Consider the following 20,668-nt stretch of genomic DNA (forward strand, 5'->3'; position numbering starts at 1 on the left):
TCCGACCTACTGCGATCATGTCTATCCAGGGAAGCTCTGAATAAGTCCGTCATGGACTTCTCAGAGCACGAAAAGCAAAAACGTGGTTTTTGCTTTTCTCCATGCTTCAAACACTTGCGTGCTTGAAACAGGGCGGTGCATCCCTGCACCGCAGGAACCTCTGACTTAATCAGAGGTTCCCTAGTGTTAACCCAACATCAGTTGGGTGGATTTTCTTCCCGCGACTGCAACAGCGCCGTTACCTCGCGTGCCATGGCGCCACGTCCAAACACCAACTGCCAGCGTCTGCCGCCGACCTGGTGCCACAGCCACGCCGAGCGGATGGCGGCGAGCAGCAGCGCGCGCACCTTGTTGGCGGTTTCCGGGTTGGACAGATAGCCCTCTTCGCCCTGCACGATGATGCGGGGCGCGAGGGTGCTGATGGTATCGCTGTAGATGGCCGCCAGTTGCGCGATGACTTCCGGATGGGTAATCGCCATCGTCTCGCGCTTTTGCTGCGTGGCCTCAATCGCCACGCCGATACCGCTCAGCATTTCCGGCTGCCTGGCCAGTTGCCGCTCCAGATGCATCACGCTGACCACATAGCGTGCGAGCTCGAGATCACGCGGCACCGCACCCTTGTCGAGTTGCTCCTGCAAGGTGCGCAGCCCGAGCCGCAGCGCCTGCGTGCCGCCATACACCGCCGCCGTAGTGTCGGCATTGACGTTGACGATGCTGACCAGACAGGCTTCCAGCGCCTCATTATCGACCATGTTTTTGCGCGCTGCCTGCTGCACCAGACGGCAGGCCTGAAAAATGCCGGCCAACGCCAGCACACGGTCTTTATAGGTAAATATCATGCCACGCCCTCTTTCCAAATAGACTCTATCACGCCACCGCCCAGACAGTCTTCACCCTGATAAAACACCACCGACTGGCCGGGCGTGACCGCGCGTTGCGGCGCGTCAAACCGTACTTCACATGTACCATTTTCTGTGTGCGCAAGCGTACAGGGCTGATCCGCCTGCCGGTAACGGGTCTTGGCCATGCACGAAAGCGGCGTGGGTGGCGCACTGCCCGCCACCCAGCAGAGATCCTGCGCGGTCAGGCCCTGACTGTACAGCAGGGGATGGTCATGACCCTGCGTCACGATCAGCGTGTTGCTGGCCATGTCCTTGCTCACCACGTACCACGCCTCGCCGCTCATGGCCTGCTGCCCGCCGATGCCCAGACCCTGCCGCTGCCCCAGCGTGTAATACATGAGGCCATCGTGTTTGCCGAGCAGATCGCCATCTGCGCTGCGTATCTCACCCGGCTGGGCGGGCAGATAGCGCGAGAGAAAGTTTTTGAAGTTGCGCTCGCCGATAAAGCAGATGCCGGTGCTGTCTTTCTTGGCGGCATTCACAAACCCCTGCTCGGCGGCAATGGCGCGCACCTCGGGCTTGGTCAACTCGCCGAGCGGAAACAGGGTGGCCGCCAACTGCTTCTGGCCCAGGGCATGTAAAAAATAACTCTGGTCCTTGTTGAGGTCGCAGGCCTTCAGTAAATGACTCTGGCCCCCGCGCCGGACGACACGCGCATAGTGGCCGGTGGCGATCATCTCCGCACCGAGTGCCAGCGCATGCTCGAGAAAACTCTTGAACTTGATCTCCTTGTTGCACAGCACATCGGGGTTGGGTGTGCGGCCGACGCGGTATTCCTCCAGAAAATAGCTGAACACGCGCTCCCAGTACTCGCCTGCGAAGTTTGCGGCATGCAGGGGGATGTCGAGCTTGGCGCACACCTCTTTCGCATCCTGAAAATCCTCTGCGGCGCTGCACTGTCCCTCGCTGTCATCGCCCTCCCAGTTTTTCATGAACAAGCCGTGCACTTCATAGCCCTGCTGCAACAACAGCCATGCGGCGACGGAGGAGTCTACGCCGCCTGAGATACCCACCATAACGCGCTTACTCATGGACGCCCTTCTTGTTCAGGGAAATCCTCTTTGTCGAGCCAGCCTTCAAGGCGCTGGATATACGGCGGCTCGCCGTTATCGAGAAACCACGAGTCAACCGCCCAGCGCTGCCCGCTGACCGACTCGCGGATCACGGCCGTCCAGTGCACATCCAGCACCCACTTCGAGCGACGCGCACGTTCCTGCAGCTCGTGCCAGCGCAGCAGTCCGTCTTGCTGCAACAGGCTGAGATAGCTGGTGGTGTTGGTGGATTCATCAATGCAATCCATCTGGCCCGGCAGGCCAGCACCGGCCACGTTGCCGCCCCGATCAGCCGAGGTACCGGCAAGGACACCGGTGAACTCCTCCAGTTGCGCGATGGCGCGCCGGATCATGGCACGCTCTTCTGCCGCCGAGGTGGCGGCCGGGGAAAACAGGGCGCGCGTGGACTGCCATTGCTGGTCACTGAGCCAGACAAACTGCCTACGGCTGCACTCGAAGTTATAGCAGACCTGCAGCCCCTTGAAGGCCGCGGCGTCTGCCTGCGCGCTACACACGGGTATTGCTCCGAGCAGGCAGCCCGTCACCAGCACGTATGGTATGCAGCTCATGACGCCGGCGGCTCCCAGCCGTCCTGCCACACCCGTAACGGCAATATAAACGGCGGTTCCCCATTATCGAGAAACCAGGAATCCACCGCGAACCGTTCTCCGCTCTCGTTGTCACGTATCACCGCCGTGGTATGCGGCCAGCCGAAGATGAAAAACCCACGCGTCACACGGTCTTGTACGCTGTGGCGAGTGACCAGACCCTCCTGCACCAGCATCGTGAGATAGCTGGTGGTATTGGTGGACTCATCAATACAATCCATCTGCCCATCTGTGCCTACGCCCTGAAAATTGCGCCCCTTGTCATTCAATGTGCCTGCCAATGGGCCGACCAGGGTCTCCATAAACGCAATTCCGTGCGCGATATCCCTGCGCTCATCCTCGGCAGTTTCAGCCGGCGATGAAAATCGATCGCGCACCTGCTGCCACTGCACAGGCGTCAGGGACACCTGCGTCACCTCGCGGCAGGTATGCCCGGAGCAGACTGAAAACCGTTCCGGCGCAGGGTCCGTAATGATATCCCCTCGCACGAAGGTATCTGCATAAACAGACCCTATCCCCCACACGCTGACACCCCATGCCAGTGCGAGAACAAAACTGTTAACACAGCGCATGGTGGGTTATGCCAGCTCAGTAAGCAGGCCGAGTGGATAGGTCTTGCCTGCACGATAATCATCGATACAACGCAGCACCATGGGGCTGCGCAACTGCTCACCGAGCGCGCTCAGCTCATCGCGTGACAACCAGAGGGCACGCAGGATTCCACTGTCCAGGCTGCGCCCGGCCTCATGCTGCAGACAGGTGCCGCTGAAGCACACACGCACGTAGGTTATGCCATTGGCCGGGCTGCGCCAGCGGTAAATCCCCACAATGGCCTGCGGCGCGAAATGCCAGGCCGTCTCCTCCAGTGTCTCCCGCACCACCGCTTGCAGCACCGTCTCGCCGTCGTCCAGGTGGCCCGCAGGCTGGTTATACACCACCCGCCCGTCGGCCTCCTCTTCCACCACGAGGAAGCGCCCCGCACCCTCCACCACCGCAGCCACGGTTATATGCGGTTTGTCGCTCATGGACAAAAAATAGCATAAAACGTAGACTATCGAGCAATGAATATAAGCATCGTCGGGATTGTAGCGATTCTGCTCTACCTCGCGACAGGGTTGCTCCTCGCCCTGCGCCTGTCACACGCGACCACGACCCGGCCCAGCAAACTGGGGCTGATCGCCATGGGCCTGATTGCCACCGGCCTGCACGCCTCGGTGCTGCACTCCGCCATCAGCACCCCAGAAGGCCTCAACCTCGGCTTCTTCAATGCCACCTCGCTGGTCGGCTGGTTTATTGCCCTGCTGCTGCTGCTCACCGCACTCGCCAAGCCGGTGGAAAACCTGGGTATCGGGTTATTGCCGCTGGCAGCGCTCACCCTGCTGTTAAGCGCCATTTTCCCCAGCCGTCACCTGATGCTGACTGACGGTGTATTCACAGGGCTGGATGCCCATATTCTGATCTCGATTCTGGCCTACAGTCTGCTCGGCATCGCCGCCGTACAGGCGCTGCTGCTCGCAATCCAGGACTCCCACCTGCGTGACCGGCATCCCGGTGGTTTCATGCGCGGGCTGCCGCCGCTGCAAACCATGGAGGATATGCTGTTTCAGATCATCTCGATTGGCTTTGCCCTGCTCAGCCTGGCACTGCTGAGTGGCCTGCTGTTTCTGGACAACATCTTCGCCCAGCACCTCGTACACAAGACCCTGCTGTCGCTGCTGGCCTGGGTGGTCTTCGCCACGCTGCTATGGGGTCGCTGGCGCTTTGGCTGGCGTGGGCGCACCGCCATACGCTGGACGCTTTCAGGCTTTTTTGTCCTGATGCTCGCCTACACCGGCACCAAGCTGGTGCTGGAAGTCATGCTGGGACGCTGACCACCGCTCTGCCTGATGTGGCCGTGACAATGAGCTGCACCCACAACGGGTACGGTACACAGGCTATTTCAGCAACCTCTTTTCTCTGCCATACGGCCTACACTCTATGAATGATATCCCACTCAGCATTCTATTTAGCGCACTCACAGTGCTACTCTTCCTCTCGGCGTTTTTCTCCAGCGCAGAAACCGGCCTGCTCACACTCAATCGTTATCGCCTGCGCCATCTGGTGAAAATCAAGCATCGCGGCGCGATGCGCGCCCATGCGCTGCTTCAGCGCACGGACCGGCTGATCGGCCTGATCTTGCTGGGTAACAATCTTGTCAACAACTCCGCTGCAGTGATCGCCGGCCTCATCGGCCTCAAGCTATCTGGCGACGCTGGTGTCGCCATCGCCACCGGCTTGTTTACCGTCGTCATGCTGATCTTTGCCGAGGTCGCCCCCAAAACGCTCGCGGCACAGCACCCGGAACGCATTGCCTTCCCCGCCGCCTATGTGCTCGGCCCTCTGCTCAAAATCGCCTACCCGCTGGTGTGGCTGGTCAGCACACTGGCGAACGGGCTGTTGCGCGTGTTCGGCATCACCGCCACCAAGGGCGAAGAGCAGCATTTGAGTTATGAAGAATTGCGCACCGTCGTCAATGAAGCCGGCGCACTGATTCCGCAACGACACCAGAAAATGCTGCTGGGTATTCTCGATCTGGAAAAGGTGACGGTAGAAGACGTCATGATTCCACGCAACGAGATCACCGGCATCGACCTCGACGATGACTGGAACGATATCGTCACCCAGATTACCAGTTGCCCGCACACCCGGCTGGTGGTGCACCGAGGCGGCATTGAAAATGTAATCGGCCTGCTGCACCTGCGCGACGCCCTGCGCCTGCTGGCGCGCGACGGCCTCGACAAGGGGTCGCTGGTCAGCGTCACCCAGGAACCCTATTTTGTACCCCTGGGCTCGCCCCTCAATACGCAGATGCTGAATTTTCAGCGCCAGAAGGAGCGCGTCGGGCTGGTGGTGAATGAATACGGCGATATTCAGGGCCTGGTAACGCTGGAAGATATCCTTGAGGAGATCGTGGGCGAGTTCACCACCGGGCCTTTAACCGGTATCAAGGAGGTGCGACCCCAGGGCGATGGCAGCTATCTGGTGGACGGCAGCGTCACTATCCGCGACCTCAACCGCCTGCTGCACTGGCAGCTCCCTACCGACGGCCCTAAAACACTGAACGGGCTGATTCTTGATTATCTGGAAGCCATCCCGGAGCCCGGCACCAGCCTGCGTATCGGTAACTACCTGATTGAAATCATCCAGATCACGGCCAATGCGGTGAAGACACTGACCATCAGTGTTCTCGCGGAACCCGAAAACAGAGAGGGGCAACCCAACACCACTGAAAACTAGGCAAGACGGGCACAGCCCGTCTTGCCTAATCCGCCTTATTTTTTCTTTTTAGCCGCGGGCTTTTTGGTTACCTTGGCCTTTGCTTTTGCTTTAGGTGCTGCTTTCTTTGCTGCTGGCATACATACCTCCTTGCTGGATTGAAGTTAAACAACTACTACGGGTACAACACTTAATCCCAACTCAGCGCACCACCGGTCTGGTATTCGGTGACACGCGTCTCGAAGAAATTCTTCTCCTTGTTGAGGTCCAGTACCTCGCTCATCCAGGGGAAGGGGTTGGTAGCGCCGGGGTACTGTTCAGGCAGCCCTATCTGGACGCAGCGCCGGTTGGCGATGAATTTCAGATAGTCATTGAACATGGCGGCATTCAGGCCCAGCACGCCACGCGGCATGGTATCCACCGCATAGCGGTATTCCAGATCCACACCGGCACGGATCAGCGCCGCAATCTCGTTGCGGAATTCCGGCGTCCACAGCTGAGGATTTTCCAGCTTGATCTGGTTGATGACGTCGATGCCGAAATTCATGTGCATGGACTCGTCACGCAGGATGTACTGGAACTGCTCGGACGCACCCACCATTTTGTTGCGGCGACCGAAAGACAGCATCTGTACGAAACCGACGTAGAAGAAGATGCCTTCGGTAATGACGTAAAAACCAATCAGGTTGCGCAGCAGGCGCTGATCTGCCTCCAGTGTGCCGGTCTTGAAGTTGACGTCACACAACTCCTGCGTAAACGGCAGCGTGAATGCGGCCTTGTCATGCACGCTCGGTATCTCGCGGTACATGTTGAACACCTCGGCCTCGTCCATCCCCAGGCTCTGGATGACGTACTGGTAGGCATGGGTGTGCAGCGCCTCTTCGAAGGCCTGCCGCAGCAGATACTGGCGGCACTCGGGGTTCGTGATGTGGCGGTATACCGCCAGCACCAGATTGTTTGCCACCAGTGAATCCGCCGTGGAGAAGTAGCCGAGGCTGCGCTTGATGATGGTGCGCTCATCGGGTGTGAGCCCGTGCGGGTCCTTCCACAGCGCGATGTCGGCGGACATGTTGATCTCCTGCGGCATCCAGTGGTTGCTGCACGCTGCAAGATACTTGTCCCACGCCCAGGTGTACTTGAACGGCACCAGCTGGTTGAGGTCGGCGTGACAGTTGATGATCTTCTTGTCATCCACGCGAATCCGAGACGCCCCCATCTCCAGATTCTCCACACCTACTGCACCCGCATGCGCGGCCACCGGCGGCGAGTCCAGCACTACAGCATCCGCAACAGCAACAGCACCCTTGTGCACGGCAAGGTTTGCGCCGGAAACTGGTTCATCCCATCTCAACATAACTTTTCTCCTGAAAATACAGTTGCGAGTAGCGAGTGGCGAGTAGCGAGGGAAAGCCTTGATACTCGCTACTGTTGTCACTGACAAGCTTCACACTCCGGGTTGTCTATCGCGCAGGCCCCCACCAGCGCCGTCATGCCCACGGCGTTGAGCACACCCTCCTTGACGGTGGACTTCTCCACGTGCGTCGCGCCCATGGTGCGCAGGTAATAGGTGGTCTTGAGGCCGGATGTCCAGGCCAGCCGGTAGGTCTCATCCAGCTTCTTGCCGGAGGGTTCGGCGAGATACAGGTTGAGCGACTGTGCCTGATCAATCCATTTCTGACGCCGACTGCCGGCCTCGATCAGCCATTTCGGCTCGACCTCAAAGGCGGTCGCATACAAGGCCTTGAGGTCGGCGGGGATGCGTGCGATAGGCTGCACACTACCGTCGAAATACTTGAGGTCGTTCGCCATTACTTCATCCCACAGGTCACGCTCCTTGAGGTCGCGCACCAGGTAGGGATTGACCACGGTGAACTCGCCCGAGAGGTTCGACTTCACAAACAGGTTCTGGTAAGTAGGCTCGATCGACTGGCCCACGCCGCAGATGTTGGAAATGGTGGCGGTAGGCGCAATCGCCATGCAGTTGGAGTTGCGCATGCCGGTCGTTTTCACCTGCTCGCGCAGGCCGTTCCAGTCGAACTTGAGCGCGGCGCTGGGCTGCGTATCCATGGTCAAATGGCCGCCACGCTGCTCGGCCAGCAGGCGGATACTGTCGAGGGGCAGGATACCCTGGCTCCACAGCGAACCCTGGAAGCTGGGATAGGTGCCGCGCTCGGCAGCAAGCTCGGTGGACGCCAGGATGGCGTAATAGCTCACCGCCTCCATGGAATTATCGGCAAACGTCACGGCGGACTCTGAGGTATAGGGCAGGCGCAGTTTGTGCAGCGCGTCCTGAAAGCCCATGATGCCAAGACCCACCGGGCGGTGTTGCAGGTTGGAATGACGCGCCTGCGGTACGCTGTAGTAGTTGATGTCGATCACGTTATCCAGCATGCGCATTGCCGTGCGCACCGTACGCGCCAGTTTTTCCAGGTCGAGTCCGCGCTCACCGACATGCTGTGGCAGGTTGACGGAGCCCAGGTTACACACCGCGATTTCGTCCTTCGAGGTGTTGAGCGTGATCTCGGTGCAGAGGTTGGAACTGTGCACCACGCCCACATGCTGCTGCGGGCTGCGCAGGTTGCAGGCATCCTTGAACGTGACCCACGGATGGCCGGTCTCAAACACCATGCTGAGCATCTTGCGCCACAGCGTCAGCGCCGGCAGGCACTTGAACACCTTCATTTCGCCACGTGCGGCCTTTTCCTCGTAGCGCACGTAGGCGGCTTCGAAGGCCTTGCCGCACAGGTCGTGCAGGTCGGGCGTCTCGTTGGGCGAGAACAGTGTCCACTCGGCGTTGTCATGCACGCGCTGCATGAACAGATCCGGCACCCAGTTGGCGGTATTCATGTCGTGGGTGCGGCGGCGCTCGTCGCCGGTGTTTTTGCGCAGCTCCAGGAATTCCTCGATGTCGAGGTGCCAGGTTTCAAGATAGGCGCAGACCGCGCCCTTGCGCTTGCCGCCCTGGTTCACCGCCACGGCGGTGTCGTTGGCCACCTTGAGGAACGGCACCACGCCCTGCGACTTGCCGTTGGTGCCCTTGATGTGGGCGCCCATGGCGCGCACCGGCGTCCAGTCGTTGCCGAGGCCGCCGGCGTATTTCGACAACAGCGCGTTGTCCTTGATGGCGCTGTAGATGCCGTCAAGATCGTCCGCCACCGTGGTGAGGTAGCAGCTGGAAAGCTGCGAGCGCAGCGTGCCGGAATTGAACAACGTCGGCGTGGAACTCATGAAGTCGAACGAGGACAGCAGATTGTAAAATTCAATGGCGCGTGCCTCGCGGTCACTCTCCTTCAGGCTGAGCCCCATGGCCACACGCATGAAAAACGCCTGTGGCAATTCGAAGCGGGTACCGTTGGAGTGCAGGAAGTAACGGTCGTAGAGGGTTTGCAGGCCGAGATAGGTAAACTGCATGTCACGCTCGGGTTTCAGCGCCGCGCCGAGACGCGCGAGATCGAATTCCAGCAGGCGCGGGTCGAGCAGTTCGAGTTTGACGCCGCGCTGCACATAGTGCGCGAGATAGTCCGGGTAATGCTGCTGCATCTCGCCCTGGGTGGCAGTGACCAGGCCTTCGCCCAGAAAGCGCAACGCCTCGCGGCGCAACTCGTCCAGCAACAGACGCGCGGCGGCATAACTGTAGTTCGGCTCACGCTCAATGAGTGCGCGCGCGCTCATCGCCAGCGCGCGGCCGACGTCGGCCTCGGCCACACCGTCGAACAGGTTGCGCAGCGTGTCCTCGACGATGGCCTGTACCGACACCTCGGCCAGACCTTCGCAGGCCTCCTCCGTCAGGCGCTGCAGACGCTGCATATCGAGCGGCTGGCGGCTGCCATCGGGCAGGGTGATATGCAACGGCGCGGATGGCACCTCGGCCTGGGCGGCGGCCCCGGCCAGCTTCTCTTCGGCGCGCTCCCGGGCACGCTCCTCGCGGTACAGCACATAGGCGCGCGCCACCTTGTGGTGGCCCTCGCGCATGAGCGCGAGCTCGACCTGATCCTGAATCTCCTCGATATGCAGCACACCGCTGCCCACATGGCGGCGGGTAATAGAGGTCGCCACCTGTGCGGCCAAACCACGCACGATCTGGTGGATACGCGCCGAGGCGGCGCTGTTACCGCCTTCCACCGCGATAAAGGCCTTGGTCAGGGCGACTTCGATCTTGACCGGGTCAAAGCTCGTAGCCTTGCCGTTGCGACGGATCACACGGAACTGGCCGGGGGCTGTCCCCGCCACATCGGTGCCGCCAGTCTCAGGGGGGCTCATATGTGCAGGTTCGGTACGGACTGCAGTGGATGGGGTAGTCTCTTTATGCTGCATATTGTTTCCCCTTGGTAAAGCGGGCACTGTCGTGACAATGCCACATAAGTCTTTGAATATATTGGATAGTTCATCCAATCACCGCGAACAGCAACCATCGGACCTGATGGCCTTTTTGCAGGATACGCACTTGGCGCAAACCACTACAAGATGGGCGTCACAGGATGTGATGACACTACATCTTGTAGTCGATGGCTGTCAAGGAGATTTGAGGGGAAATATGGCAGCGGCTATTACCGCCGCCCAAAGCCACGCCAGGCTGGCTGAAGTGGCCCCGAACGCTGCGGGCTCAGCGCTTCTTAAACACCAGCTGCCCGTTCTTCACGTCTACGGCGATGGTGTCACCTGGGGCAAAGTGACCGGCGAGAATCTCCTGTGCCAGCGGGTTCTCGATGCTGTGCTGGATGGCGCGCTTCAGCGGCCGCGCACCGTACACCGGGTCGAAGCCCGCCGCCCCAATCTGGTCGAGGGCGGCCTCGCTGAGTTGCAGCCCCATGTCGCGCTCGCGCAGGCGCTGACGCAAGGTCTCAATCTGGATATTGGCAATGGCATGGATCTGTGCCCGCGCCAGCGGATGGAATACCACCACGTCATCAATACGGTTGATGAACTCCGGCCGGAAATGGTTGGCCACGATCTCCATCACCCCGCGCTTCATGGCCGCATAATTCTCCTCACCCGCCGTCTCCTGAATGAATTGCGAGCCGAGATTGGACGTCAGCACCAGCACTGCGTTGCGAAAATCCACGGTCCGCCCCTGGCCGTCGGTGAGGCGCCCGTCATCCAGCACCTGCAGCAACACGTTGAACACGTCATGGTGTGCCTTCTCGATCTCATCGAACAGGATCACGGAATAGGGTTTGCGCCGCACTGCCTCGGTGAGATAGCCGCCCTCTTCATAGCCGACATAGCCGGGCGGCGCGCCGATCAGGCGTGCAACAGAGTGCTTTTCCATGAACTCGGACATGTCGATGCGTATCATGGCGTCATCGGTATCGAACAAAAATCCGGCCAGCGCCTTGGACAGCTCGGTCTTGCCCACCCCCGTCGGGCCGAGAAACAGGAACGAACCGTTGGGCCGGTTGGGGTCGGACAAGCCGGCACGTGACCGGCGGATGGCATCGCTCACCGCCTTTACCGCCTCATCCTGCCCCACCACGCGCCCGTGCAGAGCCTCTTCCATGCGCAGCAGTTTTTCGCGTTCACCCTCGAGCATCTTGGAGACCGGAATGCCGGTCCACTTGGACACCACCTCGGCAATCTCTTCCTCTGTAACGGCATTGCGCAGCAGCTTTTTCTCCTGCATCTCGGCCTGGGTCGCCATGTCGAGCTGCTTCTGCAGCTCCGGGATACGCCCATATTGCAGTTCGGACATACGCGCGAGGTCACCCGCACGACGCGCGGTTTCCATTTCGATGCGCGCGCGCTCGAGCGCTTCTTTTATGTGCTGGGTACCCTGCAAGGCCGCCTTTTCCGCCTTCCAGATTTCATCGAACTCGGAATACTCATGCTCCAGCTTGGTGATTTCGCCCTGGAGATTCTCCAAGCGCTTACGCGAGGCCTCATCGGCCTCCTTTTTCAGCGCCTCACGCTCAATCTTGAACTGAATCAGGCGCCGCTCGAGCTTGTCCATCACCTCCGGTTTGGAGTCGATTTCCATGCGGATGCGCGAGGCCGCCTCGTCCACCAGGTCGATAGCCTTGTCCGGCAACTGGCGATCCGAGATATAGCGGTGCGAGAGCATGGCGGCGGCGACAATCGCGGGGTCGGTGATGTCCACGTTGTGATGCAATTCATATTTTCCTTTCAGGCCGCGCAGAATGGCGATGGTGTCCTCCACCGTCGGCTCGTCCACCAGCACCTTTTGAAAGCGCCGCTCGAGCGCGGCGTCCTTTTCAATGTATTTGCGGTATTCGTCCAGCGTGGTGGCACCCACGCAGTGCAGCTCGCCCCGTGCCAGCGCGGGTTTCAGCATGTTGCCGGCGTCCATCGCGCCCTCGGCCTTGCCGGCGCCGACCACCGTGTGCAGTTCGTCGATGAACAGGATGATCTGCCCTTCCTGCTTGGCGAGATCATTCAACACCGCCTTCAGCCGCTCCTCAAATTCGCCGCGGAATTTCGCCCCCGCGATCAATGAGCCCATGTCCAGCGACAACAGGCGCTTGCCCTTGAGCCCTTCCGGCACCTCGCCATTGACGATGCGCTGCGCCAAGCCCTCGACGATGGCAGTCTTGCCGACGCCGGGCTCGCCGATCAGCACCGGATTGTTTTTGGTGCGGCGTTGCAGCACCTGGATGGTGCGGCGGATTTCGTCGTCGCGCCCGATCACCGGGTCCAGCTTGCCCTGCTCGGCACGCTCGGTGAGGTCGATGGTGTATTTCTCCAGCGCCTGCCGCTGCTCTTCGGCGTTGGGGTCGTCGATTTTCTTGCCGCCGCGCATTTTTTCGATAGCCTGCTCGATACTGCCCCTGGCCGCGCCGCTCTTGCGCAACAGCTCGCCCAGGATGCCTTTGTCTTCCAGCAGCGCGAGCACAAACAGCTCGCTCGAAATAAAGTGATCCTTGCGCTGCTGCGCGAGCTTGTCGGTCACATTCAGCAGCCGCGTCAGATCGTTCGACACGTGCACCTCACCCGCCGCGCCTTCAACGCTGGGCAGCCGATCCAGTATCTCGCCCAGCTGCGAACGCAGGCGGTTGACGTTGACATCCGCCTGGGTCAGCAGGTGGCGCACGCTGCCGCCTTCCTGATCGAGCAGCGCCGTCAGCAGATGTGCAGGCTCAATGAACTGATGGTCGCGGCCCACGGCGAGGCTTTGCGCCTCGGCGAGCGCGGCCTGAAACTTGGTGGTGAGTTTGTCCATGCGCATGGCTGATTTCCGTTAAGGGTAGCGTTATAGATAGGGGCGCCTGCTGCCGTTTTAAAGTGGCCCCGTCAAAGTTTTGCGCCGCGCGCAAGCCGCGGCAGATCCCCTGCCACACCCGCTGCGTGGCGCATGATCAGGTTTTTCAGCGGGCCCAGCGCATCGGCCAGTGTCAACCCTGCGCTGCGGGCCCAGCGCACCGGTGTGCGCGTGCTGCCGAACAACCGGTGCAGGCCCTCCAGTGCAGCGCCGGTGGCCAGCACATCACCCTTGCGCCAGCGTTCATAACGCCGCAGCACACTCAAAGCGCCGATGTCCTTGTGCCGCACATGCGCGTCGGCAATCACCTCGGCCAGCACCGCAACATCCATGATACCCAGGTTAACACCCTGGCCCGCCAGCGGATGCACCGTGTGCGCAGCATCGCCAATCAGGGCCAGACGCGCCTGTGCGGTGCGCTCGGCCCACAGCAGCCGCAGCGGAAAGCATGCGCGCGGCCCGGCCTGCACGATAGCGCCGAGGCGCGACTCGAACGCGGCCTCCAGTTCACGGCCAAATGCAGCCTCATCCAGCACGCGCAAACGCTCGGCCCCGGCCGTAGGCAGCGACCACACCACGGCACTGTACCCGTCAGTGAGCGGCAAAAAGGCCAGCGGGCCGCCGGGCAGAAACCGTTGCCAGGCAGTGTCCTGGTGCGACTGCCCGGTCTTGACGTTGACCACCAGCGCGCTCTGCGCATAGGCCCAGCCATGCGTGTTGATGCCGGCAAGCTGCCGGATGCCGGAATCCGGGCCGTCAGCACCCACCACCAGACGCGCGTGCAATGTGCTCCCTGCCGCTGTCTTTAACTGGGCCCGGTCTGCGCCGAACTCGACGCCGCTGACGCTTTCCGGACAGCGCCATTCGATATTCGCATACTGCGCCACACGCTCAAGCAGTGCGCGCTGCAACACGCGGTTTTCCACGATGCATCCGAGCTGGTCGGTATCGATATCGGCGCTGTCAAAATGAATTGATCCGCCGGCAGCGTCCCACACCCGCATGGCATAAAACGGCTGTGCCTGTGCCGCGATGGCCGGCCACACGCCCAGCGCATTCAATACCCGCATTGAGCCAACAGTGATTGCGCTCACCCGCAGGTCGCGGCTGTGTGCGGGCCACGCACGCGCGGGCTGTCTCGCCTCGACCAGTGCGATGCGCAAACCGGTGCCGCCCAGGGCGCAGGCCAGGGCGGCGCCGACGATGCCGGCGCCGCCAATAACCACATCGTAGCTGCGCGCACTCATGGTGCGGGTATGACCCCTGCCGCGATACCCAACACTTTATCCAGTGCGCCGCGATTCTGTTGCACCAGCTGCCTGCCCTTCTCGCCCGTCGCATGACGCAGATTGGCATCCGTGAGATATGACAGCACGGTTGTGGCAAGCTGTTCCACGTTCCTCACCTGTTCGGCCGCACCTGCCTCGCGCAGCAGACGGCTCGCCTCCTCAAAATTGAACACATGTGGCCCAAAGATGACCGGCAGCCCGAGTGCGGCGGGTTCGATCATGTTGTGGCCGCCCGCAGGCACCAGACTGCCACCGACGAAGGCGACATCCGCCGCCGCATACAGCAACGCCAGTTCGCCCATGCTGTCGCCAATAAACACCTCCGTACTCGCGTCGCATGAGCGCGGTTCGCTGCGCAGCACGGTGTTGAATCCGTGCCTGCGGCACAGCGCCGCCACCCTGGCAAAGCGCTCGGGGTGACGCGGCACCAGCACCAGCAAACTCTGCGGCAGGCTACGCCGCACACTGGCATAGGCCTCCAGAATCATTGTCTCTTCGCCCTCGCGCGTGCTCGCCGCAATCCACACCGCGCGTTCTGCGCCCAGGCTGCGGCGCAGAACGGCGGCCTCTTCGTGCAGACTGGCTGGCATATTGATATCAAACTTGATGCTGCCGGTGACCCGCACGCGGGCGGCCTCCGCCCCCAAGGCGATGATGCGCGCGGCGTCCTTCTGCGTTTGCGCGGCAATTGCGCTGACGCACCCCAGCATTTCGGCCGTCAGACTGCGAACACGCCGGTAACCCGCAGCAGAGCGCGCCGACAGGCGCACGTTGACCAGCAGCAGCGGAATCGCACGCTCATGACAGCCGTGAAAAATATTCGGCCACAGTTCGGTCTCCATGATGATGGCGATGCTCGGGCGTACGCGCACCAGAAACCGCCGCACTGCGCCCGGCAGGTCGTAGGGCACGTAACAGTGCGTCACACCCTGCCCGAAGCTTGCTCGCACCTGCTCCGCGCCGGTGGGCGTCATGGTCGTCAACACGACGCGGTGTTGCGGATAGCGCGCCATGAGTGCGCGCACCAGCGGCGCTGCCGCCTGCACCTCACCGACCGAGACCGCATGCAGCCAGATGACGGGGTTAGCGGTCGGCGCCAGCGGGACAAAACCGAAGCGCTCCGGCCAGCGCCGCCAGTAGGCCGGGGCGCGCAGCCCGCGCCAGACCAGGCGCAACAGCACCAAAGGAAGCAAAAGGTATAACAGCAGGGTGTACGTATGTCTCATAGAAGCAGATACAAGTGGCAAGTTACAAGATACAAGAAAAGGCCAGCACACCCGCAACTCTTTCGTCGCTTACTTGTACCTTGCACCTTGTCCTTGTACCTGTTTTTTAGCGCAACGCACTCACATCGGCCTCAGCGAAACTCTGATAGTACCCGCGCACGAGACGGGCACCGGCGCCTCGGACGAAATGCGCATAGCCTTTCCCTGCCGGTAACGGTACAACAGGGCATCGTCGGCCCCCAACAGGCGTGTCCGGCCAAAGGAATGGCTATGCATTATCATGCGCCCCATAATACCACAGGGCCCCGCAACGGCAGGGAGTCAGGGCTGCCTGGATTTGGATTGTGCTGGGGACGCTGCGCGCGTTAAAATCCATCCCGTGGAAGTTCAGCGCACTGCCCAACCCTCTCTCCTCTGCATACGCTTCCTCGCCCCGCGTTTCTGGCCTACGTGGCTGCTGCTGGGAATAATGTGGCTCATCGCGCAGCTGCCCTATCGCGCGCAGCTTGCGACCGGGAACATGCTCGGCCGCATGATGTATTACGCCTCGCCGCCGCGCAGGCATATTGCCGCGGTCAACCTGCGCTTGTGCTTTCCGGAACTCAGTGAACCCGAACGCGCAACCTTGCTGCGCCGCCATTTTGCTTCGCTCGGCATGAGCGCCGTGGAAACGGCCATGAGCTGGTGGACGCCGGACAAAAAGTTGCGCCGGCTGGCGCACATCGAGGGCCTGGAGCATCTGGAGCAGGCCGGGAAAATGGGCAGGGGCGTGATTCTGCTCTCCGGCCATTTCACCACGCTGGAGATCGGCGCCCGCTTGCTGGTCATGCAGGTGCTGTTCCACGCCATGTACCGCGAACACAAAAATCCGTTGTTCGAGGCCGTGATGCGGCGCGCGCGCGAACGGCACTGTGAATATGCCATCCCGCGCGGCGACGTGCGCGCCCTGCTCAACAGTTTAAAAATGGGGCTGCCGGTATGGTATGCGCCGGACCAGAATTACAGCAGCAAGAACACGGTGTTCGTGCCGTTCTTCGGCGTGCCCGCCTCGACCACCACTGCCACCTCACGGCTGGCGCGCATGAGCGGAGCAGCGGTGGTGCCGTTCTTCCAGCACCGCCTGCCCGGCACGCAGGGTTATGCGCTCACGCTGCTGCCGGCATTGGCCGGGTTCCCCAGCGAAGACGTCGAGGCCGATACCCTGCGCATCAACCAGCTCATCGAGGCACAGATACGCAAGGCGCCGGAGCAGTACCTGTGGGTGCACCGGCGATTCAAAACGCGCCCAGAGGGGGTGCGTGATGTGTACACCACCTGAGCGGACAAGCAATCGGTGTCAAGCGTGGGCAATGACACATCCCCATATACGCGTGTTTTTGTCTGCCCGCGCGGTTACACCATACCCGCATCCACGCGGGCAGACAAGCCGCCCACCTTACTCGGCTGACCCATTCGGTGAAGGCATTGTGAAGTATAATGCAAAGATCTGCCCTTACTGATGCTCAGTCCTTGATATGACCATCCACCCCGTTATCCTATCTGGCGGTGCAGGCAGCCGATTGTGGCCCTTGTCGCGCGAGCATTATCCCAAACAACTGCTTTGCCTGGTGGGGGAAGGCACCCTGCTACAACAAACCATCACACGACTTGATGGGCTACCCAATATCGCCCCCCCCTTACTCGTCTGCAACGAAGAGCATCGTTTTCTCGTGGCGGAGCAAGTGCGACAACTGGGCAAAGAGCCCCTGGATATTATTCTTGAACCGGTGGGGCACAACACCGCGCCCGCGCTGACCTTGGCGGCTCTTGCATTAACCATGCATGATGCCGATGCCTTGATGCTGGTCATGCCCGCAGACCATGTCATACGACACACAGAGGCATTTCAGCACGCCGTGACGGATGCCGCGGGGCTTGCCAAAAACGGACACTTGGTCACCTTTGGCGTGGCCCCAGCCGCTCCCGAAACCGGCTACGGTTATATTAAAAAAGGGGAAGGTACTGATGTCGCGGCGTTTGTTGAGAAGCCGGATGTGGAAACCGCACAAACCTATCTGGCATCCGGCGACTATCTGTGGAACAGTGGCATGTTTCTGATGCGTGCCTCGCTCTGGCTGGATGAGTTGGCGCGCTACCGGCCCGATATGTTAAACGCATGCCGCAGCGCTTTTGAGCAGGGAGTCAAGGACGGAGATTTTTACCGCATCAACAAACAGGCTTTTGTCTCCTGCCCCAGTGATTCGATTGATTACGCAGTGATGGAAAAGACCGAATGCGCCGCTGTTGTGCCACTGAATGCGGGTTGGTCGGACATTGGCGCATGGTCAGCGTTGTGGGACGTTTCCGAACAAGATGCCGAGGGGAATGTCACGCAAGGCGATGTTTATATGCACGCCACGCAGAACGCGCTGCTTATCGCACAGCATCGGTTTCTGGCCGCCGTGGGCCTGGAAGATATCATCGTCATCGAAACATCCGATGCCGTTCTCGTGGCGCATAAAGATCACGCCCAGAACGTGCGTGAAATCGTCAACCGCCTGAAAGCAGAGGAACGCAGCGAATATCAACAGCATCGCCGCGTGCACCGCCCTTGGGGATGTTTTGAGGCTATTGACCGTGGAGAGCGGTTTCAAGTCAAGCGGCTCGCCATCAATCCCGGCGCGGCGATCTCGCTGCAAATGCACCAGCATCGTGCCGAGCATTGGGTGGTGGTGAAAGGCACTGCGAAGGTTACTTGCGGCGACGAAGAGTATACCTTGACTGAAAATCAATCCACGTACATCCCTATCGGCGAAAAGCATCGGCTTGAGAATCCAGGTTCTATCCCGCTTGAGATCATCGAGATTCAATCCGGCACCTATCTTGGAGAGGATGACATCATGCGTTTTGAAGATAACTACAACCGGCACCATCAATAATGACCAGAAAAGCATTGATCACAGGCATCACCGGCCAGGATGGCGCCTATCTTGCCGAGTTCTTGCTGGGCAAGGGCTACGAGGTGCATGGCATCAAGCGCAGAACCTCTTTGTTTAATACCGACCGCATAGACCATCTCTATCAGGACCCGCACGTCAAAGACCGCCGCTTGGCCCTGCATTATGGCGACATGACCGACTCCAGTAGCTTGATACGCATCGTGCAGCAGGTACAGCCCGATGAAATATACAATCTCGCCGCACAGAGCCATGTGGCGGTTTCTTTTGAGGAGCCTGAATATACGGCCGACTCCGACGCGCTCGGCGCACTGCGTCTGCTCGAGGCCATACGCATTCTTGGGCTGGAAAAGAAAACCCGTTATTACCAGGCCTCAACTTCGGAATTATTCGGCAAGGTTCAGGAAATTCCACAGCGCGAAACCACGCCCTTCTATCCGCGTTCGCCTTACGCAGCCGCCAAGCTGTATGCCTACTGGATCACGGTGAACTACCGCGAGGCCTACAGCATGTACGCCTGCAACGGCATTTTGTTCAACCACGAATCACCCACCCGTGGCGAAACATTTGTCACACGCAAGATCACGCGCGCCTTGGCAAGGATCACGCTTGGTCTGCAAGATTGTCTCTATCTCGGCAACCTCGACGCCAAACGCGACTGGGGCCATGCCCGGGACTATGTTGAAGCCATGTGGCTCATGCTGCAGCAGGAACAACCCGAGGATTTCGTCATCGCCACCGGCGTGCAATACAGCGTGCGCGACTTCGTCAACGCCGCCGCTGAAGAACTCGGCATACACATCCGCTGGGAGGGATCTGGCGTGGACGAGATCGGTTACCTTACCCCCTCTCCCCTGCGGGGAGAGGGGGTTAAATCCATCGTCCGTGTCGATCCGCGCTACTTCCGCCCCGCCGAAGTAGAAACCCTGCTCGGCGACCCGACCAAGGCCAAGGAGAAGCTGGGCTGGTCGCCCAAGATCACCTTCGATCAACTGGTGACAGAAATGGTTCGCGAAGACCTGAAAAGCGCCGAGCGCGACGAACTTGTCAAGAAGCATGGCTACGCCGCTTACGACTGCCATGAATAAAGACGCAAAGATTTACGTCGCCGGCCACCGTGGCATGGTCGGCAGTGCGATCGAGCGGCGCCTGCGCGCGGCCGGCTACGACAACCTGACCACCCGCACCCGCGACAAACTCGACCTCCTCGACCAGCACGCAGTCCACGCGTTTTTGCAGGCCGAGCAGCCAGACTACATTTTCATCGCCGCCGCCCGCGTCGGCGGCATCCACGCCAACAACACCTATCGCGCCGAGTTCATCTACCAGAACATGGTGATTGAGACCAACCTGATCCATGGCGCACATCTTGCCGACGTCCAGCATCTGATGTTCCTCGGCAGCAGCTGCGTCTACCCGCGCGACTGCCCGCAGCCGATGCGTGAGGAATACCTGCTCACCGGCCCGCTCGAGTACACCAACGAGCCCTACGCGCTTGCCAAGATCACCGGCATCAAACTATGCGAGGCCTACCGGCACCAGTACGGGCGTGATTACATCAGCGTGATGCCGGCCAACCTGTACGGCCCGAACGATAACTACGACCTCGAAACCAGTCATGTGCTACCCGCGCTGATCCGCAAGGCGCACGAAACCAAGCTGCGCGACGACCCAGAGATCGTGGTCTGGGGCAGTGGCACACCCAAACGCGAGTTCCTGTTCGTGGAGGACTTGGCCGATGCCTGCGTGCTCCTGATGGAACACCAGTTCAGGGCGGGGAAGGCCGCGCTGCCCTCACTCATCAACATCGGCTGCGGCGATGACCTCAGCATCCGTGAACTTGCGGAGACCGTCATGCAGGTCATCGGATTGACGAGCGCGATTGTTTTCGATGCAACCAAGCCCGACGGCACCCCGCGCAAGCTGCTCGACACCGGCCGCATCAACCAACTCGGCTGGCGCCCGCGCACCCCGCTTCGGGAAGGCATCCGGCTCAGCTACCAGGACTTCCTGACCACAGGCGCCTCGCGATGACAATATCCAAATGGCCTCCACCCTCTCCAAAATCCACCAGTTCATCGAGGCGCAGATACTCAAGGCGCCCAGTACCTGTGGGTGCATCGCCGCTTCAATACCCAGCTGGCCGGTGAGCGTGACGCGTACACCGCCTGAGTGGGGCAAGCAGCC

The 20,668-nt window shown here is 60.6% G+C and carries 16 protein-coding genes; 6 read left to right on the forward strand and 10 right to left on the reverse strand.

Annotation, left to right across the window (positions count from 1 at the left end):
- Positions 1-197: 197 nt before the first annotated feature.
- The 5 genes from hflD to Q8L89_06550 are packed head-to-tail and all read right to left on the reverse strand — an operon-like array spanning position 198 to position 3,587.
- A complete protein-coding gene (hflD, locus tag Q8L89_06530; protein ID MDP1708704.1) occupies positions 198-839 on the reverse strand; it encodes a high frequency lysogenization protein HflD in 642 nt (213 codons plus the stop codon).
- The gene (gene mnmA, locus Q8L89_06535; GenBank protein ID MDP1708705.1) at positions 836-1,933 is read right to left on the reverse strand and encodes a tRNA 2-thiouridine(34) synthase MnmA; all 1,098 of its coding nucleotides are present in this window, start codon (positions 1,931-1,933) and stop codon (positions 836-838) included. The genes hflD and mnmA overlap by 4 nt, the downstream gene beginning before the upstream one ends.
- Positions 1,930-2,523: a hypothetical protein gene (locus Q8L89_06540; GenBank protein ID MDP1708706.1), complete on the reverse strand. Its 594-nt coding sequence runs from the start codon at positions 2,521-2,523 to the stop codon at positions 1,930-1,932. Before Q8L89_06540 ends, mnmA begins: the two co-directional genes overlap by 4 nt.
- Positions 2,520-3,134, reverse strand: a complete 615-nt coding sequence (locus Q8L89_06545; GenBank protein MDP1708707.1) for a hypothetical protein — start codon at positions 3,132-3,134, stop codon at positions 2,520-2,522. Before Q8L89_06545 ends, Q8L89_06540 begins: the two co-directional genes overlap by 4 nt.
- Positions 3,135-3,140: 6 nt before the next feature.
- Complete coding sequence (locus tag Q8L89_06550) at positions 3,141-3,587, reverse strand: NUDIX hydrolase (GenBank protein MDP1708708.1); 447 nt, start codon at positions 3,585-3,587, stop codon at positions 3,141-3,143.
- Positions 3,588-3,623: 36 nt separating this feature from the next.
- Between Q8L89_06550 and ccsA the strand changes: the two genes are divergently transcribed.
- Together ccsA and Q8L89_06560 are read left to right on the forward strand one after the other, a co-directional pair.
- Positions 3,624-4,433 (forward strand): cytochrome c biogenesis protein CcsA, encoded by an 810-nt coding sequence (gene ccsA, locus Q8L89_06555; GenBank protein MDP1708709.1) that lies wholly within the window; start codon positions 3,624-3,626, stop codon positions 4,431-4,433.
- 106 nt (positions 4,434-4,539) lie between these two features.
- Positions 4,540-5,838 (forward strand): HlyC/CorC family transporter, encoded by a 1,299-nt coding sequence (locus Q8L89_06560; GenBank protein MDP1708710.1) that lies wholly within the window; start codon positions 4,540-4,542, stop codon positions 5,836-5,838.
- Between the two features lie 169 nt (positions 5,839-6,007).
- Here the strand turns inward: Q8L89_06560 and Q8L89_06565 are convergent, their stop codons facing one another.
- From Q8L89_06565 to waaA, 5 genes are all read right to left on the reverse strand, one after another.
- A complete protein-coding gene (locus tag Q8L89_06565; protein ID MDP1708711.1) occupies positions 6,008-7,171 on the reverse strand; it encodes a ribonucleotide-diphosphate reductase subunit beta in 1,164 nt (387 codons plus the stop codon).
- A 77-nt stretch (positions 7,172-7,248) separates the two neighbouring features.
- On the reverse strand, positions 7,249-10,077 hold the full coding sequence (locus tag Q8L89_06570; GenBank protein ID MDP1708712.1) for a ribonucleoside-diphosphate reductase subunit alpha: 2,829 nt from the start codon (positions 10,075-10,077) through the stop codon (positions 7,249-7,251).
- A gap of 343 nt (positions 10,078-10,420) precedes the next feature.
- Entirely contained in the window at positions 10,421-12,997 is a 2,577-nt protein-coding gene (clpB, locus tag Q8L89_06575) for an ATP-dependent chaperone ClpB (GenBank protein MDP1708713.1), read from the reverse strand.
- Between the two features lie 65 nt (positions 12,998-13,062).
- Entirely contained in the window at positions 13,063-14,277 is a 1,215-nt protein-coding gene (locus tag Q8L89_06580; protein ID MDP1708714.1) for a UbiH/UbiF/VisC/COQ6 family ubiquinone biosynthesis hydroxylase, read from the reverse strand.
- Entirely contained in the window at positions 14,274-15,545 is a 1,272-nt protein-coding gene (waaA, locus tag Q8L89_06585) for a lipid IV(A) 3-deoxy-D-manno-octulosonic acid transferase (protein MDP1708715.1), read from the reverse strand. Before waaA ends, Q8L89_06580 begins: the two co-directional genes overlap by 4 nt.
- 418 nt (positions 15,546-15,963) lie before the next feature.
- On the opposite strand from waaA, the gene lpxL reads away from it, so the two are divergent.
- The 4 genes from lpxL (at position 15,964) to Q8L89_06605 (ending at position 20,515) form a co-directional block, all read left to right on the forward strand.
- Positions 15,964-16,863 carry an LpxL/LpxP family Kdo(2)-lipid IV(A) lauroyl/palmitoleoyl acyltransferase gene (lpxL, locus tag Q8L89_06590; protein MDP1708716.1) on the forward strand — a complete coding sequence of 300 codons (900 nt, stop codon included), beginning with the start codon at positions 15,964-15,966 and terminating at the stop codon, positions 16,861-16,863.
- Positions 16,864-17,059: 196 nt separating this feature from the next.
- Positions 17,060-18,463 carry a mannose-1-phosphate guanylyltransferase/mannose-6-phosphate isomerase gene (locus Q8L89_06595; GenBank protein ID MDP1708717.1) on the forward strand — a complete coding sequence of 468 codons (1,404 nt, stop codon included), beginning with the start codon at positions 17,060-17,062 and terminating at the stop codon, positions 18,461-18,463.
- Entirely contained in the window at positions 18,463-19,569 is a 1,107-nt protein-coding gene (gene gmd / locus Q8L89_06600) for a GDP-mannose 4,6-dehydratase (GenBank protein ID MDP1708718.1), read from the forward strand. Before Q8L89_06595 ends, gmd begins: the two co-directional genes overlap by 1 nt.
- A complete protein-coding gene (locus Q8L89_06605; GenBank protein ID MDP1708719.1) occupies positions 19,562-20,515 on the forward strand; it encodes a GDP-L-fucose synthase in 954 nt (317 codons plus the stop codon). The genes gmd and Q8L89_06605 overlap by 8 nt, the downstream gene beginning before the upstream one ends.
- Positions 20,516-20,668: the final 153 nt, after the last annotated feature.

It is taken from the genome of Gammaproteobacteria bacterium (assembly GCA_030680605.1).
In the GTDB taxonomy this organism is placed as follows: Bacteria; Pseudomonadota; Gammaproteobacteria; order SURF-13; family SURF-13; genus JAQBXX01.

Excerpts from the sequence above, each read along its gene's own strand:
- hflD (MDP1708704.1), bottom strand. The coding sequence starts at position 839 with ATGATATTTACCTATAAAGACCGTGTGCTGGCGTTGGCCGGCATTTTT.
- mnmA (MDP1708705.1), bottom strand. The coding sequence starts at position 1,933 with ATGAGTAAGCGCGTTATGGTGGGTATCTCAGGCGGCGTAGACTCCTCC.
- Q8L89_06540 (MDP1708706.1), bottom strand. The coding sequence starts at position 2,523 with ATGAGCTGCATACCATACGTGCTGGTGACGGGCTGCCTGCTCGGAGCA.
- Q8L89_06545 (MDP1708707.1), bottom strand. The coding sequence starts at position 3,134 with ATGCGCTGTGTTAACAGTTTTGTTCTCGCACTGGCATGGGGTGTCAGC.
- Q8L89_06550 (MDP1708708.1), bottom strand. The coding sequence starts at position 3,587 with ATGAGCGACAAACCGCATATAACCGTGGCTGCGGTGGTGGAGGGTGCG.
- ccsA (MDP1708709.1), top strand. The coding sequence starts at position 3,624 with ATGAATATAAGCATCGTCGGGATTGTAGCGATTCTGCTCTACCTCGCG.
- Q8L89_06560 (MDP1708710.1), top strand. The coding sequence starts at position 4,540 with ATGAATGATATCCCACTCAGCATTCTATTTAGCGCACTCACAGTGCTA.
- Q8L89_06565 (MDP1708711.1), bottom strand. The coding sequence starts at position 7,171 with ATGTTGAGATGGGATGAACCAGTTTCCGGCGCAAACCTTGCCGTGCAC.
- Q8L89_06570 (MDP1708712.1), bottom strand. The coding sequence starts at position 10,077 with ATGAGCCCCCCTGAGACTGGCGGCACCGATGTGGCGGGGACAGCCCCC.
- clpB (MDP1708713.1), bottom strand. The coding sequence starts at position 12,997 with ATGCGCATGGACAAACTCACCACCAAGTTTCAGGCCGCGCTCGCCGAG.
- Q8L89_06580 (MDP1708714.1), bottom strand. The coding sequence starts at position 14,277 with ATGAGTGCGCGCAGCTACGATGTGGTTATTGGCGGCGCCGGCATCGTC.
- waaA (MDP1708715.1), bottom strand. The coding sequence starts at position 15,545 with ATGAGACATACGTACACCCTGCTGTTATACCTTTTGCTTCCTTTGGTG.
- Q8L89_06595 (MDP1708717.1), top strand. The coding sequence starts at position 17,060 with ATGACCATCCACCCCGTTATCCTATCTGGCGGTGCAGGCAGCCGATTG.
- gmd (MDP1708718.1), top strand. The coding sequence starts at position 18,463 with ATGACCAGAAAAGCATTGATCACAGGCATCACCGGCCAGGATGGCGCC.
- Q8L89_06605 (MDP1708719.1), top strand. The coding sequence starts at position 19,562 with ATGAATAAAGACGCAAAGATTTACGTCGCCGGCCACCGTGGCATGGTC.